The sequence below is a fragment of the Pseudomonas sp. D1-1 genome, assembly GCF_051132225.1.
GTDB lineage: Bacteria > Pseudomonadota > Gammaproteobacteria > Pseudomonadales > Pseudomonadaceae > Aquipseudomonas.
Map to the genome: position 1 here is coordinate 4631803 of NZ_CP071676.1, position 16872 is coordinate 4648674.

General features: G+C 61.1%; 14 protein-coding genes. 1 reads left to right on the forward strand and 13 read right to left on the reverse strand.

Annotated elements, in window-relative coordinates:
* Nucleotide 1: 1 nt before the first annotated feature.
* Nucleotides 2-1114, reverse strand: coding sequence for an S-(hydroxymethyl)glutathione dehydrogenase/class III alcohol dehydrogenase (locus J3P86_RS20805; RefSeq protein ID WP_214915574.1), 1113 nt, complete (start codon nucleotides 1112-1114; stop codon nucleotides 2-4).
* A gap of 107 nt (nucleotides 1115-1221) precedes the next feature.
* Here J3P86_RS20805 and J3P86_RS20810 point away from each other — a divergent pair, with 107 nt between their 5' ends.
* Entirely contained in the window at nucleotides 1222-2118 is an 897-nt protein-coding gene (locus J3P86_RS20810) for a LysR substrate-binding domain-containing protein (RefSeq protein ID WP_092330626.1), read from the forward strand.
* Nucleotides 2119-2268: 150 nt separating this feature from the next.
* On the opposite strand, the gene ispD is transcribed toward J3P86_RS20810, so the two are convergent.
* From ispD to fabZ, 12 genes are all read right to left on the reverse strand, one after another.
* On the reverse strand, nucleotides 2269-2976 hold the full coding sequence (ispD, locus tag J3P86_RS20815) for a 2-C-methyl-D-erythritol 4-phosphate cytidylyltransferase (RefSeq protein ID WP_434698761.1): 708 nt from the start codon (nucleotides 2974-2976) through the stop codon (nucleotides 2269-2271).
* Nucleotides 2973-3251 (reverse strand): cell division protein FtsB, encoded by a 279-nt coding sequence (gene ftsB / locus J3P86_RS20820; protein WP_003184873.1) that lies wholly within the window; start codon nucleotides 3249-3251, stop codon nucleotides 2973-2975. The genes ispD and ftsB overlap by 4 nt, the downstream gene beginning before the upstream one ends.
* A gap of 168 nt (nucleotides 3252-3419) precedes the next feature.
* A complete protein-coding gene (gene eno, locus J3P86_RS20825; RefSeq protein WP_258631378.1) occupies nucleotides 3420-4709 on the reverse strand; it encodes a phosphopyruvate hydratase in 1290 nt (429 codons plus the stop codon).
* Between the two features lie 154 nt (nucleotides 4710-4863).
* Nucleotides 4864-5709 carry a 3-deoxy-8-phosphooctulonate synthase gene (gene kdsA / locus J3P86_RS20830; RefSeq protein ID WP_041022908.1) on the reverse strand — a complete coding sequence of 282 codons (846 nt, stop codon included), beginning with the start codon at nucleotides 5707-5709 and terminating at the stop codon, nucleotides 4864-4866.
* A 4-nt stretch (nucleotides 5710-5713) separates the two neighbouring features.
* Nucleotides 5714-7345 (reverse strand): CTP synthase, encoded by a 1632-nt coding sequence (locus J3P86_RS20835; RefSeq protein ID WP_434572132.1) that lies wholly within the window; start codon nucleotides 7343-7345, stop codon nucleotides 5714-5716.
* 274 nt (nucleotides 7346-7619) lie between these two features.
* On the reverse strand, nucleotides 7620-8945 hold the full coding sequence (tilS, locus tag J3P86_RS20840) for a tRNA lysidine(34) synthetase TilS (RefSeq protein WP_434698762.1): 1326 nt from the start codon (nucleotides 8943-8945) through the stop codon (nucleotides 7620-7622).
* Between the two features lie 133 nt (nucleotides 8946-9078).
* Complete coding sequence (locus tag J3P86_RS20845; RefSeq protein WP_434572128.1) at nucleotides 9079-10026, reverse strand: acetyl-CoA carboxylase carboxyltransferase subunit alpha; 948 nt, start codon at nucleotides 10024-10026, stop codon at nucleotides 9079-9081.
* A 149-nt stretch (nucleotides 10027-10175) separates the two neighbouring features.
* Nucleotides 10176-13697 carry a DNA polymerase III subunit alpha gene (dnaE, locus tag J3P86_RS20850; protein ID WP_434698763.1) on the reverse strand — a complete coding sequence of 1174 codons (3522 nt, stop codon included), beginning with the start codon at nucleotides 13695-13697 and terminating at the stop codon, nucleotides 10176-10178.
* Nucleotides 13698-13796: 99 nt separating this feature from the next.
* A complete protein-coding gene (gene rnhB, locus J3P86_RS20855) occupies nucleotides 13797-14441 on the reverse strand; it encodes a ribonuclease HII (protein WP_305501184.1) in 645 nt (214 codons plus the stop codon).
* An 11-nt stretch (nucleotides 14442-14452) separates the two neighbouring features.
* Complete coding sequence (gene lpxB, locus J3P86_RS20860; protein ID WP_434572125.1) at nucleotides 14453-15583, reverse strand: lipid-A-disaccharide synthase; 1131 nt, start codon at nucleotides 15581-15583, stop codon at nucleotides 14453-14455.
* Between the two features lie 2 nt (nucleotides 15584-15585).
* A complete protein-coding gene (gene lpxA / locus J3P86_RS20865) occupies nucleotides 15586-16362 on the reverse strand; it encodes an acyl-ACP--UDP-N-acetylglucosamine O-acyltransferase (RefSeq protein WP_434572124.1) in 777 nt (258 codons plus the stop codon).
* Nucleotides 16359-16799: a 3-hydroxyacyl-ACP dehydratase FabZ gene (fabZ, locus tag J3P86_RS20870; RefSeq protein WP_008154051.1), complete on the reverse strand. Its 441-nt coding sequence runs from the start codon at nucleotides 16797-16799 to the stop codon at nucleotides 16359-16361. Before fabZ ends, lpxA begins: the two co-directional genes overlap by 4 nt.
* Nucleotides 16800-16872 lie beyond the last annotated feature (73 nt).

The following is a 16872-nucleotide window of genomic DNA, read 5'->3' on the forward strand; positions in this document are numbered from 1 at the left end:
CTCAGAAATGAATAACGGTACGGATGCTCTTGCCTTCGTGCATCAGGTCGAATGCCTTGTTGATATCTTCCAGGCCCATGGTGTGGGTGATGAAAGTATCCAGCGGGATCTCGCCCTTTTCGGCCATTTCCACATAGCTTGGCAACTCGCTGCGACCACGCACGCCGCCAAAGGCCGAACCGCGCCAGACGCGGCCGGTCACCAGCTGGAATGGACGGGTGGCAATTTCCTGGCCGGCCCCGGCCACGCCGATGATCACCGACTCGCCCCAGCCCTTGTGGCAGCATTCCAGCGCGGCGCGCATCAACTGGACATTGCCGATGCATTCAAAGGAGAAGTCCACGCCGCCATCGGTCATGTCGACGATGACTTCCTGGATCGGGCGATCAAAGTCTTTCGGGTTGACGCAATCGGTCGCGCCGAGCTGCCTGGCGATCTCGAACTTGGCCGGGTTGATGTCGATGGCGATGATGCGCGAGGCCTTGGCTTTCACCGCGCCGATCACTGCCGACAGGCCGATGCCGCCCAGGCCGAAGATTGCCACGGTGTCCCCTGGCTTGACCTTGGCGGTATTGAGCACCGCGCCAATGCCGGTGGTGACGCCGCAGCCCAGCAGGCAGACTTTTTCCAGCGGCGCTTCTTTTGGAATCTTCGCTACGGAGATTTCCGGCAGCACGGTGTATTCAGAGAACGTCGAAGTGCCCATGTAGTGGAAAATTGTCTCGCCCTTGTAGGAAAAGCGCGAAGTGCCGTCCGGCATCAGGCCTTTGCCCTGGGTGGCGCGAATCGCCTGACACAGGTTGGTCTTGCCCGACTTGCAGAATTTGCACTGGCCGCACTCCGGTGTGTACAGCGGAATCACATGGTCACCCACCGCCACCGAAGTCACGCCTTCGCCAATGGCCTCGACGATCGCGCCGCCTTCATGACCGAGTATCGACGGGAAGATCCCCTCCGGGTCGGCGCCCGACAACGTGTAGGCGTCGGTATGGCAAACGCCCGAAGCCACCACGCGCAACAGCACCTCGCCGGCTTTCGGCATGGCGACGTCGACTTCAACGATTTCCAGGGGTTTCTTGGCCTCGAAGGCAACGGCGGCGCGCGACTTGATCATTCGGATTCTCCGGCAAATAAAAACAAGACCGGGAGTGTAATCCTTCGCCGAACGATGAATAATCCAACCAAAAGCAAAACATTATTGCTGTATAGGGACAATCTTCCATGTCTGACAATCGCTGGGAAGGCATCGACGAGTTCGTCGCCGTGGCCGAATGCAGCCAGTTCACCGCGGCGGCCGAGCGCCTTGGGGTTTCGTCTTCTCACATCAGTCGACAAATCGTACGGCTGGAAGAGCGTCTGCAGACACGATTGCTCTATCGCAGTACCCGGCGTGTGACCCTCACCGAGGCTGGTCAGACTTTTCTGCAGCATTGCCAACGCCTGCAGGACGGACGCGAGGAAGCGCTGCGGGCGGTGGGTGATCTCACCAGCGAACCCAAGGGCATGCTGCGAATGACCTGCGCCGTGGCCTACGGCGAGCGTTTTATCGTGCCACTGGTGACGCGGTTCATGGGGCTGTACCCGCAACTGCGAGTAGACATCGAACTGAGCAATCGCCCACTGGACCTGGTTCACGAAAGCCTTGATCTGGCGATTCGCCTCGGCCGCCTGCAGGACTCGCGCCTGGTCGCGACACGCCTGGCGCCGCGGCGCATGTACCTCTGCGCTTCACCGTCCTATCTGGAACGCTACGGTCGGCCCCACAGCGTGTCGGAACTGAGCCGTCACAACTGCCTCATCGGCAGCTCCGACATTTGGCAACTGGAGCAGAACGGGCGGGAATTTTCTCAACGGGTGCAGGGAAACTGGCGTTGTAACAGTGGGCAAGCGGTGCTTGATGCGGCGCTGCAAGGGGTGGGTTTGTGCCAATTGCCGGATTATTACGTGCTTGAACATCTGCACAGCGGTGCGCTGATCTCTTTGCTGGAGGCTCATCAGCCGCCGAATACGGCGGTTTGGGCGCTGTACCCGCAGCAGCGGCATCTGTCGCCCAAGGTGCGCAAGTTGGTGGATTACTTGAAGGAGGGGTTGGCTGAGCGGCCGGAGTATCGGGGGTGACCGTGGTTTTTGTGTTGCCTGAGCAACTGCTATCGCGAGCAGGCTCGCTCCCACAGAGGTTTCTGGTTGTACCCAACATTCATGGCGACTGACGATCCAATGTGGGAGCGAGCCTGCTCGCGAAGACGGTCAGGAAGACGCCTCCAGCGCTCAATGCCGATTCGCCCAACGCTGGCGCAACCACTCCAGGTCTTCCGGCCGGGTGACCTTGACGTTGTCCGATCGCCCTTCGATCAACCGAGGCGCCTGCCCCGCCCATTCCATGGCCGAAGCTTCGTCGGTGATCAGTGCATCCGCCACCAGGCTGTCGGCCAGGGCCCGATGCAAGGCGCCGAGGCGGAACATCTGTGGCGTGTAGGCTTGCCAGATCACGCTGCGATCGATCGTTTCCAACACACGGCCATGCTTGTCGACGCGCTTGAGCGTATCGCGGGCGGGCACTGCCAACAGTCCTCCGACCGGATCGTTCGCCAGCTCATGGAGCAATGTGTCGAGATCGCCCCGCGCCAGATTGGGCCGCGCGGCGTCATGCACCAGCACCCAATCGAAATCGTCGGCGCCGTGTTCATGAAGGTGCAACAAGGCATTGAGCACCGAATCGGAACGCTGCTCACCGCCGTCCACACGCTGGATTCGAGGATTGCTGGCGCAGGCCAGTGTCGGCCAGTAAGGATCATCCTGTGCAACGCTGACGACCACGCCCTTGACGGTTGGGTGGTCGAGAAAACAGCCAAGGCTGTGTTCGAGAATGGTACGTCCGCCCAGCTGCAGATATTGCTTGGGACGGTCCGCGGCCATGCGGGCACCAACGCCCGCGGCAGGAATCACGGCCCAGAAGGCCGGCAAACGAATACTCATTGGGCCAACTGGTAGAGGGTTTCGCCCTCCTTGACCATGCCCAGCTCATGTCGAGCCCGCTCTTCAACGGTCTCCATGCCTTTTTTCAGCTCTGTCACTTCGGCGTCCATTACCCGGTTACGCTCCAGCAGCGCCTCGTTTTCAGCGTGCTGGTCGGCAATTTGCTGAGTCAGGTCGGCCACTTGCGCCAGGCTGCCATTACCCACCCACAGGCGGTACTGCAAGCCGGCCAGCAAGAGAAGCAAGACAAGAAACAACCAATTGGGACTGCGCATCGAATATCAGTATCCAGTGAAAAAAGACCGCCATGCCAAACTTGAAGGTCTGATAGCACGAAGCCTGGAAAATCCAGGCTTGTGCTTGATAAGGCATCAGATTAGAGGCAAAACCGTCGCCTTGGCGACCTTTGCGACACAATCCGCTGTCTTTTTACCATTTACCGCTTAGCCGCGAAACTCGGCACGGCCGTTGTACTTGGCCTTGCCGTTCAACTGCTCTTCGATACGCAGCAGTTGGTTGTACTTGGAAACGCGGTCGGAACGGCACAGGGAACCGGTCTTGATCTGGCCTGCAGCAGTACCCACGGCCAGGTCGGCAATGGTCGAATCTTCGGTTTCACCGGAACGGTGGGAGATGACCGCGGTGTAGCCGGCAGCCTTGGCCATCTGGATGGCTTCCAGGGTTTCGGTCAGGGTACCGATCTGGTTGAACTTGATCAGGATCGAGTTGGCGATCTTCTTGTCGATGCCCTCTTTCAGGATCTTGGTGTTGGTCACGAACAGGTCGTCACCCACCAGCTGGGTTTTCTCGCCGATCTTGTCGGTGAGAATTTTCCAGCCAGCCCAGTCGGACTCGTCCAGGCCATCTTCGATGGAGATGATCGGGTAGCGCTCGGTCAGGCCCTTGAGGTAGTCGGCAAAACCTTCGGCGGTGAACACCTGGCCTTCGCCGGACAGGTTGTATTTACCGTCTTCGAAGAACTCACTGGCCGCGCAGTCCAGGGCCAGGGTCACGTCGGTGCCCAGCTTGTAGCCAGCGTTGGCCACGGCTTCGGAGATCACTTTCAGCGCGTCTTCGTTGGACGCCAGGTTCGGCGCGAAGCCGCCCTCGTCGCCAACCGCGGTGCTCAGGCCACGGGCCTTCAGCACAGCCTTGAGGTGATGGAAAATCTCGGTGCCCATACGCAGGCCTTCGGAGAAGGACTTGGCGCCAACCGGCTGGACCATGAACTCCTGGATGTCGACGTTGTTATCGGCATGCTCGCCGCCGTTGATGATGTTCATCATCGGCACCGGCATCGAGTAGACGCCCGGGGTACCGTTCAGGTTGGCGATGTGCGCGTACAGCGGCAGGTCCTGGTCCTGGGCGGCAGCCTTGGCGGCGGCCAGGGAAACGGCGAGGATCGCGTTGGCGCCCAGGGTCGCTTTGTTTTCGGTACCGTCGAGTTTGATCATGGCCTGGTCGAGGGCTTTCTGGTCGGCAGGGTCCTTGCCCAGCAACAGGTCGCGGATCGGACCGTTGATGTTGGCGACGGCTTTCAGCACGCCCTTGCCCAGGTAACGGCTCTTGTCGCCATCACGCAGCTCCAGCGCTTCGCGCGAGCCAGTGGAAGCACCGGACGGCGCGCAGGCGCTGCCGATGATGCCGTTGTCGAGAAGCACGTCCGCTTCGACAGTGGGGTTGCCACGGGAGTCGAGAACTTCACGACCTTTGATGTCGACGATTTTTGCCATTGTTGTGAACACTCCAAAGTTGACGAAAACGACGCAGCGAGAGGAAATCTTTTACCGTCGGCGGGTACAGAGCAGCGGGCAGGCTCGCCGACGATAACGCCCGGCCCGCAGGCCAGAGCGTTTATCGAGCGGTACTTTACCGGAGAAAGCCGTGTTACGCGGTTTCTATCGTCGGAAAACCCTTGACCAGCTCGTCCAGCGCCTTGAGCTGAGACAGGAAAGGTTCCAGCTTGTTCAAGCGCAGGGCACAAGGGCCATCGCACTTGGCGTTGTCCGGATCAGGGTGGGCTTCTAGGAACAGGCCCGCCAAGGACTGGCTCATGCCGGCCTTGGCCAGGTCGGTTACCTGGGCGCGACGACCGCCGGCGGAATCGGACCGACCACCGGGCATCTGCAGCGCATGAGTGACGTCGAAGAATACCGGGTACTCGAACTGCTTCATGATGCCGAAGCCGAGCATGTCTACCACCAGGTTGTTGTAGCCGAAGCTCGAACCGCGCTCGCAGAGGATCAGTTGATCGTTGCCGGCCTCTTCGCACTTGCTCAGGATGTGTTTCATTTCCTGGGGCGCGAGGAACTGGGCTTTCTTGATGTTGATCACCGCGCCGGTCTTGGCCATCGCGACCACCAGATCGGTCTGGCGCGACAGGAAGGCCGGCAGCTGGATGATGTCACAGACCTCGGCGACAACCGCGGCCTGGTCAGGCTCGTGCACGTCGGTGATGATCGGCACGCCGAACGCTTGCTTGATGTCCTGGAAGATCCGCATGCCCTCTTCCAGGCCCGGGCCACGGTAGGAAGTCACGGATGAACGGTTGGCCTTGTCGAAGCTGGCCTTGAACACGTAAGGGATGCCCAGTTTCTGGGTGACCTTGACGTATTCCTCACAGACCTGCATTGCCATGTCGCGGCTTTCAAGCACGTTCATGCCGCCGAACAGCACCATGGGTTTGTCGTTGGCAATCTCGATGTCGCCGACGCGGATGATCTTCTGGGCCATGGTCTTATGCCTTCTTCTGGTGTTGAGCCAAAGCGGCTTTGACGAAACCGCTGAACAACGGATGACCGTCACGCGGTGTCGAGGTGAACTCCGGGTGGAACTGGCAAGCGACGAACCACGGGTGATCCGCGGCCTCGACCACTTCAACCAACGCACCGTCACCGGAGCGGCCGGAGATTTTCAGGCCGGCTTCGATCAGTTGTGGCAGCAGGTTGTTGTTGACTTCATAGCGGTGGCGGTGACGCTCGACGATCACGTCCTTGGCGTAGCAATCGTGCACCTTGGAGCCAGCTTCAAGCAGGCATTCCTGGGCACCGAGGCGCATGGTACCGCCCAGATCGGAAGTTTCGGTACGCACTTCGACCGAGCCGGTGGCGTCTTCCCACTCGGTGATCAGGCCCACGACCGGGTGGCCGCTGGCGCGATCGAATTCGGTGGAGTTGGCGTCCTTCCAGCCCATCACATTACGCGCGAACTCGATGACGGCCACTTGCATGCCCAGGCAGATACCCAGGTAAGGCACCTTGTTCTCGCGAGCGTATTGCACCGCGGTGATCTTGCCTTCCACGCCCCGCAGGCCAAAGCCGCCCGGCACGAGGATCGCATCGGCGCCTTCAAGCAGGCCGGTGCCCTGGTTCTCGATATCTTCGGAATCGATGTAGCGCAGGTTGACCTTGGTGCGGTTGCTGATGCCGGCATGGCTCATCGCCTCGATCAGCGACTTGTAAGCGTCCAGCAGCTCCATGTACTTGCCGACCATGGCGATGGTGACTTCGTGCTCCGGGTTCAGCTTGGCATCGACGACCGCGTCCCATTCGGACAGGTCGGCGCTGGCGCATTGCAGGCCGAAGCGCTCGACGACGAAGTCATCCAGGCCCTGGGAATGCAGGATGCCGGGGATCTTGTAGATGGTGTCGGCGTCTTCCAGGCCGATCACCGCACGCTCTTCAACGTTGGTGAACTGGGCGATCTTGCGGCGCGAGGAAATATCGATCGGGTGGTCGGAGCGGCAGATCAGCACGTCCGGCTGCAGGCCGATGGAGCGCAGCTCCTTGACCGAGTGCTGGGTCGGCTTGGTCTTGGTTTCACCGGCGGTAGCGATGTACGGAACCAGTGTCAGGTGCATCAGCATCGCGCGCTTGGCGCCGATTTCGAAACGCAGCTGGCGGATGGCCTCAAGGAACGGCTGGGATTCGATGTCGCCCACGGTACCGCCGATCTCGACCATCGCCACGTCGGCGTCGCCGGCACCCTTGATGATGCGGCGCTTGATTTCGTCGGTGATGTGCGGAATGACCTGGATGGTCGCGCCCAGGTAGTCACCCCGACGCTCCTTGCGCAACACGTGCTCGTAGACACGGCCGGTGGTGAAGTTGTTGTTCTGGGTCATGGTCGTGCGGATGAACCGCTCGTAGTGGCCCAGGTCCAGGTCGGTCTCGGCGCCGTCGTGGGTGACGAACACTTCACCGTGCTGGAACGGGCTCATGGTGCCCGGGTCGACGTTGATGTACGGGTCCAGCTTGAGCATGGTGACCTTAAGTCCCCGCGCCTCCAGGATGGCCGCCAATGAAGCCGAGGCAATGCCTTTCCCCAATGAAGAAACAACACCGCCCGTGACGAATATGTAGCGCGTCATGAAAAACCCTAGAAGTCTGCGTTAAAGCGGTCCGAGCCGCCGGGGAGAGCGAAGGAAGGCCGAAGCCCCCGATCACCTGCATTAATCACAGTGCACCTTTCAAAAAAACCGCCGCGTCGGGACAGACCGGAGGTGAAATCACCGGTACGTTGCTCGCTACACATTTTTTGGAATCGCCCAGCAAAGACTGCTTGGTAATCGGCAACTCCTGCAATTCAGGCGAATCCACAGAAGTTGTATCAAGAAGGGAGCGTAGTCTACCGGAAAGCCCCTTTCAGCTCAAACCCAGATCTTGGCTTCCTGGCGTCCAGATCAATTGCCAACTGCCATCGGCCTGCGCGTCGAGCCCGGCCAGATTGGCCACCGCCAATAATTGTTCACCTTGATAAAGCAGCGGCAATCGACCGCGGACGAACGCCGGCAGGCCGCTTTCATTGAGCAGGCGCTTGAGATCACGGTGACCACGGCCGGGAACGTCAAGCACTTCGCCGCCTTGGCGATAACGAATACAGAGTGGGCCGACGGGGCCCTTGCCGCGCAGGATCACCCTGCCGTTATCGGGCAATGACAAGGGCTGATCAACCCGCGCCCAGGCTACGGAGCCCGAGACCGGGCGCAGCCAGTGGTCGGATAACCACCAGACTCTTGCGCCGGCCCGGTGCAATTCGCCGCCGGCCAGTCGCCAGATCGGGCGGGCGTCCTCTTGCGCGTCACGCAGTGAGTCCCAGCCGACCCAATGATCGCTGTCGGGAAGGGTCGTCAGCGGCGCCAGCCAATGACTCAGCGCATTGCGCTGTCGGGCGGGCGACAAGGCCCGCAACGGCGGCAGTTCAAGCGACTGCAGCCCGAGCCAGTCGAATGCGTCCGGGATGCGGGCGCGGTGCAGATCGAGCTGCGCCAGCTCGTCCAGCAAGCCCTGGGCCTCGCTCAAATGCGCGGCGCTGCGGGCCAGGGTCAACGACGCTTGGGGCCACTGCGCGGACAACACCGGGAAGACCCGCTGGCGCAGATAATTGCGCGCGTACCGGAGATCGTTGTTGGAGGGATCCTCGATCCAGTCCAGGCCTTGCTCCGCCGCGTAGTTTTCCAACTCTGCCCGGGACACGTCGAGCAATGGCCGCAACAAGTGCCCCTGGCCCAAGGGACGCTGCCGGGGCATCGCCGCCAAGCCCCTCGCCCCTGCCCCGCGCAGCAAACGAAACATCAGGGTTTCTGCCTGATCATCACGATGCTGCCCCGTGAGCAACACTTCGTTGCCCTGCGTCGCGGCAATGAACGCCGCATACCGCGCGTCACGGGCGGCTTGTTCGATGCTGGCGCCGGGGCGGACTTGCACACTGACCACCTCCAGAGCCACGCCAAGGGCTGCGCAAACCCGATGACAATGTTCAGGCCAGGCATCGGCCACAGCCTGGAGGCCATGATGGACGTGGATGGCGCTCAGCGCAGGCAACGAATGGTTTTTCGAAAGGGTCGCGAGCAGATGCAACAGGACAGTGGAATCGAGGCCACCGGAGAAAGCGATGCGCCAGGTGGCGGCGTTGCGCCAGGGGGATAGTTGGGTGAGGAGCCGGGTTGGCAGATCCGCGCTGGAGTTCATAGGAGTCAGCCTGGGCACAAACATTTGTGGGAGCGAGCTTGCTCGCGATGGCGGTATATCAGTCAACTCATCTGTTGAATGTTAAACCGCCATCGCGAGCAAGCTCGCTCCCACACAGGGTACAGCGCTTGAGTCAGAGACCGTAGCTCATCAACCGCTCGTAGCGACGCGCCAGCAGCGCGTCGTTATCGAAGTTCTTGAGCATCGACAGCTGGGAGCTCAGCTCCGCGCGAATCAGCGCTGCGGCCGCGGCCGGGTCGCGATGGGCACCGCCCACTGGCTCGCTGATTACCTTGTCGACGATACCCAGGCCCTTCAGGCGTTCGGCGGTGATGCCCATGGCTTCTGCGGCGTCCGGCGCCTTCTCGGCGGTTTTCCACAGGATCGAGGCGCAGCCTTCCGGCGAAATCACCGCGTAAGTGGAATATTGCAGCATGTTCAACTGGTCGCAAACGCCGATGGCCAACGCCCCGCCGGAACCGCCTTCGCCGATCACGGTAGCGATGATCGGGGTCTTCAGGCGAGCCATCACGCGCAGGTTCCAGGCAATCGCCTCGCTCTGGTTGCGCTCTTCGGCGTCGATACCCGGGTAGGCGCCCGGCGTGTCGATGAACGTCAGGATCGGCATCTTGAAGCGCTCGGCCATTTCCATAAGGCGGCAGGCCTTGCGGTAGCCTTCCGGACGCGGCATGCCGAAGTTGCGGCGTACTTTCTCGCGCACTTCGCGGCCTTTCTGGTGGCCGATGATCATCACCGGCTGGTCATCCAGACGAGCGACACCGCCGACGATCGCGGCGTCATCGGAGAAGTGACGGTCGCCGTGAAGCTCATCGAACTCGGTAAAGATGTGTTCAATGTAGTCCAAGGTGTAGGGACGACGCGGATGCCGCGCCAGACGCGCGATCTGCCAGCTGGTCAGCTTGCCGAAGATGTCTTCGGTCAGCGTGCGGCTTTTGTCCTGCAGCCGAGAGATTTCATCGCCGATATTCAGCGAATTGTCGTTACCGACCAAGCGCAACTCTTCGATCTTGGCTTGAAGGTCGGCGATCGGCTGTTCGAAATCTAGAAAATTCGGGTTCATAGGCGTCCGTCTTGGGTCGACGTCCAAGTGAGCTTGGGCCGGCCGGTTGTCTATTCGCGCCTACCTTAAGGGAGAGGCGCGTTCAGGTCGAGATTAAAAATTCGAGTCGAGGTCAGGGTCGCTCCAGGTTCAGGAGTGGCCCCTGGCCGTCAACGGTATTGGAGGAAGACGTTGTCTTTGCCGAACTGGTCACGCAAGGCTTGAATCAACGCATCCGCCGGGTCGATCCGCCAGCCCTCGCCGAACTGCAGCACGGCCTTGGCATCGGGGCGCACGTACTCCATGGTGATCGGGCACGCACCACGGTGGCGCTTGAACAACTCGCCCAACCAGCGTAGCTGATCGCCCTTGAGGTCCTGGGTCTGCAACTTCAGGCGCAGGCTCTCGGCCAGGTTGGTACGGGCATCCTCCATGCTCATCACCCGCTTGACCCGCAGCCGCAGGCCACCGGAGAAGTCGTCGTTGCTGACCTCGCCTTCCACCACAACCATTGCATCGGTCTGCAACAGCGACTGCGCCGAATGGAACGCATCGGCAAACAACGACGCTTCGATACGCCCGGAGCGGTCGTCGAGGGTGATGAAGCCCATCTTGTCGCCCTTTTTGTTCTTCATTACCCGCAGGGCGATGATCATGCCGGCGACGGTTTGCGTATCGCGAGCGGGCTTGAGGTCGATGATGCGCTGGCGAGCGAAGCGGCGGATTTCGCCCTCGTATTCGTCGATCGGGTGGCCGGTCAGGTACAGGCCCAAGGTGTCTTTTTCACCTTTGAGGCGCTCCTTGAGGGTCAGCTCCTTGGCCTTGCGATGGTTGGCATACACATCGGCGTCTTCCTCGACAAACAGCCCGCCAAACAGGTCGGCGTGGCCGCTGTCGTGGGTACGGGCGGTCTGTTCAGCAGCCTTGATCGCCTCCTCCATCGCCGCCAGCAACACCGCGCGGTTGCGGTCGATGTTGGCCTGGTAGGCCTTGGGCTCATCCTGGAAGTACGGGCCCAAGCGGTCCAGCGCGCCACTGCGGATCAGCCCGTCGAGGGTGCGCTTGTTGATGCGCTTGAGGTCGACCCGCGCGCAAAAATCGAACAGGTCCTTGAACGGCCCGTCCTGGCGCGCTTCGGTGATCGCCTCCACCGGACCCTCGCCCACGCCCTTGATCGCGCCAAGACCGTAGATGATGCGGCCTTCGTCGTTGACCGTGAATTTGAACTCCGAAGCGTTCACATCCGGCGCGTCGAGGCGCAGCTTCATGGTCCGCACTTCTTCGATCAAGGTCACGACCTTGTCGGTGTTGTGCATGTCCGCCGAGAGTACCGCGGCCATGAAAGGCGCCGGGTAGTGCGCCTTCAGCCACGCGGTCTGATACGAAACCAGGCCATAGGCGGCGGAGTGGGATTTGTTGAAGCCGTAGCCGGCGAACTTTTCCACCAGGTCGAAGATGTTGCCCGCCAGGTCCGCATCGATGCCGTTGTTCGCACAACCTTCGATGAAACCACCGCGTTGCTTGGCCATCTCCTCGGGCTTTTTCTTACCCATGGCTCGACGCAGCATGTCCGCGCCGCCGAGGGTATAACCGGCCATGACCTGGGCAATCTGCATCACCTGTTCCTGATACAGGATGATGCCGTAGGTCGGCGCCAGTACCGGCTTGAGGCCGTCGTACTGGTAGTCGGGGTGCGGGTACGCCAGCTCGGCGCGCCCGTGCTTGCGGTTGATGAAGTCATCGACCATGCCCGATTGCAGAGGGCCCGGACGGAACAGGGCCACCAGTGCGATCAGGTCTTCGAGGCAGTCGGGCTTGAGCTTCTTGATCAGCTCCTTCATGCCGCGCGATTCAAGCTGGAACACCGCGGTGGTTTCGGCTTTTTGCAACAGGCTGTAGGTCGGCTTGTCGTCCAGCGGAATAAACGCGATGTCCAGCGGCTCTTCGCCGACCTTGGCCCGGTCGCGGTTGATGGTCTTGAGCGCCCAATCGATGATCGTCAGGGTCCGCAGGCCGAGGAAGTCGAACTTCACCAGGCCGGCCGCCTCGACGTCATCCTTGTCGAACTGGGTCACCAGGCCGTCGCCCTCTTCGTCGCAATAGATCGGCGAAAAGTCAGTCAGTTTGGTCGGCGCGATCACCACGCCACCGGCGTGCTTGCCGACGTTACGCACCACGCCTTCGAGCTTGCGCGCCATTTCCCAGATTTCCGCCGCTTCCTCATCGACCTTGATGAAATCGCGCAGGATCTCTTCCTGCTCGTAGGCTTTTTCCAGGGTCATGCCGACTTCGAAGGGAATCATCTTCGACAGGCGATCCGCCAGGCCGTAGGACTTGCCCTGCACCCGCGCCACGTCACGCACCACCGCCTTGGCGGCCATGGAACCGAAGGTGATGATCTGGCTTACCGCGTTGCGGCCGTACTTCTCGGCGACGTAATCGATCACCCGGTCGCGACCGTCCATGCAGAAGTCGACGTCGAAGTCGGGCATGGAGACCCGTTCCGGGTTGAGGAAACGTTCGAACAGCAGGTCATATTCCAGCGGGTCGAGGTCGGTGATCTTCTGCACATAGGCCACCAGCGACCCGGCACCCGACCCCCGCCCTGGGCCGACGGGCACGCCGTTGCTCTTGGCCCACTGGATAAAATCCATCACGATCAGGAAGTAACCGGGGAAGCCCATCTGGATGATGATATCCAGCTCGAAATTCAGCCGGTCGACATAGACCTGGCGCTTGGCTTCGTAATCTTCGGTGGTGTCCTTGGGCAGCAGGACCTTTAGGCGCTCGTCCAGGCCGTCGAACGACACCTTGCGAAAATACTCATCGATGGTCATGCCATCGGGAATCGGGAAGTTGGGCAGGAAGTGTTTGCCCAGCTTCACTTCGATGTTGCAGCGCTTGGCAATCTCGACGGTGTTTTCCAGCGCTTCGGGCAGGTCGCTGAACAGCTCCGCCATCTCCTCGGCGCTCTTGAGGTACTGCTGGTCGCTGTAGTTCTTTGACCGACGAGGATCATCAAGGGCCCGCCCCTCACCGATGCAGACACGGGTTTCGTGGGCTTCGAAATCTTCCTGCTTGATGAACCGCACGTCGTTGGTCGCCACCAGCGGCGTGCCCAGCTTGTCGGCCAGGGCCACGGCGGCGTGCAGGTGCTCTTCGTCATTCGGACGGTTGGTGCGTTGCACCTCGATATAGAAGCGGTCCGGGAACACCGTCATCCAGTCGCGAGCCAGTTGCTCGGCTTCCTCGGTGTTGTCGCTGAGCAGGGCCAGGCCGATCTCACCTTCCTTGGCCGCCGACAGCATGATCAGGCCTTCGCTCGCCTCGGCCACCCACTCGCGCTCGATGATGATCGAGCCATTGCGCTGGCCCTCGATAAAGCCGCGGGAAATCAGCTCGGTGAGGTTGCGGTAGCCGACGGCGTTCATCACCAGCAGGCTGATACGGCTCAGCGGCGCATCCGGGTCCTTGTTCGCCAGCCACAGGTCGGCACCGCAGATCGGCTTGATCCCGGCGCCCATGGCGTTCTTGTAGAACTTGACCAGCGAACACATGTTGTTCTGATCGGTAACGGCCACGGCAGGCATGTTCATGCCGACCAGGGTCTTGACCAATGGCTTGATCCGCACCAGGCCGTCGACCAGGGAATATTCAGTGTGCAGGCGTAGATGAACGAATGAAGCCGGCATAGTGATCCTGCGTTAAGTCATGAAAACAACAAGGCCCGGATTGTACCGGGCCTTGGGTAAAACATCAGCCATGAGCGGTCAGCCTGACAAAGGCCTGCATCACGAAACCAGAGCCTGACTACTCACAATCAAGCCTTCGCGAGCTTCATAGGCCAGCCGCACCGGGGCGAACGAGCGCCGGTGGATGGGCGTCGGCCCGAGGCGCGCCAAGGCTTCCAGATGAACGGGGGTCGGATAGCCCTTGTGGCTGCCGATGCCATAGCCTGGGTAAATCAATTCGAACGCGGCCATTTCCCGGTCGCGACTGACCTTGGCCAGGATCGAGGCCGCTGCGATAGCCGGCACCTTGCCGTCGCCCTGGATGACCGCTTCAGCGCGCATCGACAGCTGGGGGCAACGGTTGCCGTCGATCATCGCCAGCTTCGGCGTGATGTGCAGGCCGTGTACCGCCCGCTGCATCGCCAGCATGGTGGCATGCAGGATGTTCAACTCGTCGATCTCTTCGACCTCGGCCCGGGCAATGCACCAGCTCAAGGCTTTTTCGCAGATTTCGTCGTAGAGTTTTTCACGCCGGGCCTCGGTGAGCTTCTTGGAGTCATCGAGCCCCAGGATCGGCCGCTTCGGATCGAGGATCACCGCCGCCGTCACCACCGCACCGCACAACGGGCCACGGCCCACCTCATCGACACCCGCGACCAACTCTTCGACTTCGGCGACCAGGTTGAAATCCAGGCCCATCTGCAGCTTCACGTTGCTCATCGTCTGGCGCCGATCAAGGTCAGTACCGCGTCTGCTGCCTGGTTGGAGGCATCGCGACGCAAGGTACGGTGGATTTCGTCAAAGCCCCGGGTCTGTTCCTCGCCGCCATCGATCAACGGCAAAAGCGTGCTGGCCAGGGACTCGGCGGTCGCGTCATCCTGCAGCAGTTCAGGCACCAGCAGGCGCTGGGCCAGCAGATTCGGCAGGGAAACGTAAGGGCTCTTGACCATGCGCTTGAGAATCCAGAACGTCAACGGCGCCAGACGATAGGCAACCACCATCGGGCGCTTGTACAACAATGCCTCAAGGGTAGCAGTGCCGGAGGCAATCAACACGGCATCGCAGGCCGCCAGCGCTTGATGGGATTGGCCGTCAAGCAGCGTGACCGGCAAATCGCGATCGGCCAGGAGCGCTTCGAGCTGGACCCGCCGCTGTGGACTGGCGCACGGCAAGATGAATCGTACGTCCGGACGCATCGCCCGCAGACGCTCGGCGGCGTCGAAGAACAGCCCGCCCAGGCGACTCACTTCGCCGCCTCGGCTACCGGGCATCAACGCCACCAGCGGGCCCGCGGCCAGGCCCAGCGCCTGGCGAGCCGCCTCGCGGTCCGCCTCCAGGGGAATGGTGTCGGCCAAGGTGTGACCGACAAATCGCACGGGCACGCCTTTTTCTTCGTAGAACCGGGCTTCGAACGGCAGCAGCGTGAGCATCAGGTCGCAGCCCTCGCGGATCTTCAACACGCGCTTCTGTCGCCAGGCCCAGACCGACGGGCTGACGTAATGCACGGTCTTGATCCCGGCCTGGCGCAGCTTGAGTTCGATATTGAGGGTGAAATCCGGCGCATCGATACCGATGAACACATCCGGTTTTTCTTCGATCAGCGTCTGGATCAGCTTCTTGCGCCGGGCCAGCAGCTCACGCAAGCGGCCGAGCACTTCCACCAGCCCCATCACCGACAGGCGCTCCATCGGGAAGTAGGACACCAGTCCCTCGGCTTCCATCAATGGCCCACCCACCCCGATGAACTCGACCGCCGGGTGCTGCGCCTTGAGCGCGCGCATCAGGCCGGCGCCCAGGATGTCACCGGAAGCTTCGCCCGCCACCAGTGCGATACGCAGGTTCGCCATGATCAGCGGGTGATGCCGCGGGTCGAAGACAGGATGGAATCGCGGAATATTGCGACTTCCGGAAACTGTGCCGCTGCCTCGGCCAGTTCGGCGAGCGCCTGCTCGACCGTCAGGCCCTGGCGATACACAACCTTGTAGGCGCGACGCAGGGCAGTTATGGCCTCTTCGCTGAAACCACGCCGACGCATGCCTTCGAAGTTCATGCTGCGAGCTTCGGCCGGATTGCCGAACACGGTGACGTAGGCAGGGACGTCCTTGCCGATGGCGGTGCCCATGCCGGAGAAGCTATGGGCGCCAATGTGGCAATACTGGTGGACCAGGGTGAAACCGGACAGGATCGCCCAGTCATCTACGTGCACATGTCCGGCCAACGCGGTGTTGTTGACCAGGATGCAATGGTTGCCAATAACGCTGTCGTGGCCGATGTGGGCATAGGCCATGATCAGGTTATGGTCGCCCAGCGTCGTTTCGGAACGGTCCTGGACGGTGCCACGGTGAATCGTCACGCCTTCGCGGATCACGTTGTGATCGCCAATCACCAGGCGGGTTTCTTCACCTTTGTACTTGAGGTCGGGCGTGTCCTCACCTACCGATGAGAACTGGTAGATGCGGTTGTGCCGGCCGATCCGGGTCGGCCCCTTGAGGATCACATGGGGCCCGATCACCGTGCCCTCGCCGATTTCCACACCTGCGCCGATGATCGACCAAGGGCCAACCTCGACATCGGCGGCCAGTACGGCCGTCGGATCGATGATTGCGCGAGGGTCAATCAAACTCATAGCTTGCGTTCCGCACAGATGATTTCAGCGGAGCAGACCGGCTTGCCATCGACCGAAGCCTGACATTCGAATTTCCAGATCTGGCGCTTGCAACTGATGAACCTGGCTTCGAGGATCAACTGATCGCCCGGAGTGACCGGCTGGCGGAAGCGCAGCTTGTCGGAGCCAACAAAGTAGTAAAGCGTGCCGTCGGCAGGCTTCACGTCGAGCATTTTGAAACCAAGGATCCCGGCAGCCTGAGCCATCGCCTCGATGATCAATACGCCCGGCATGATTGGATGCGCGGGGAAGTGACCATTGAAGAAGGGTTCGTTGATGCTGACATTCTTGTAGGCGCGAATGCGCTTGCCTTCAACATCCAGGTCCACGACCCGATCCACCAGCAGGAACGGGTAACGGTGAGGCAGGTATTCGCGAATCTCGTTGATGTCCATCATTTCGGGGGGAAGCCTATGTAAAGATTGGGAGCGCACGATTGACGCGCACCCCGCTAGCAAATCAAGGAGGCCA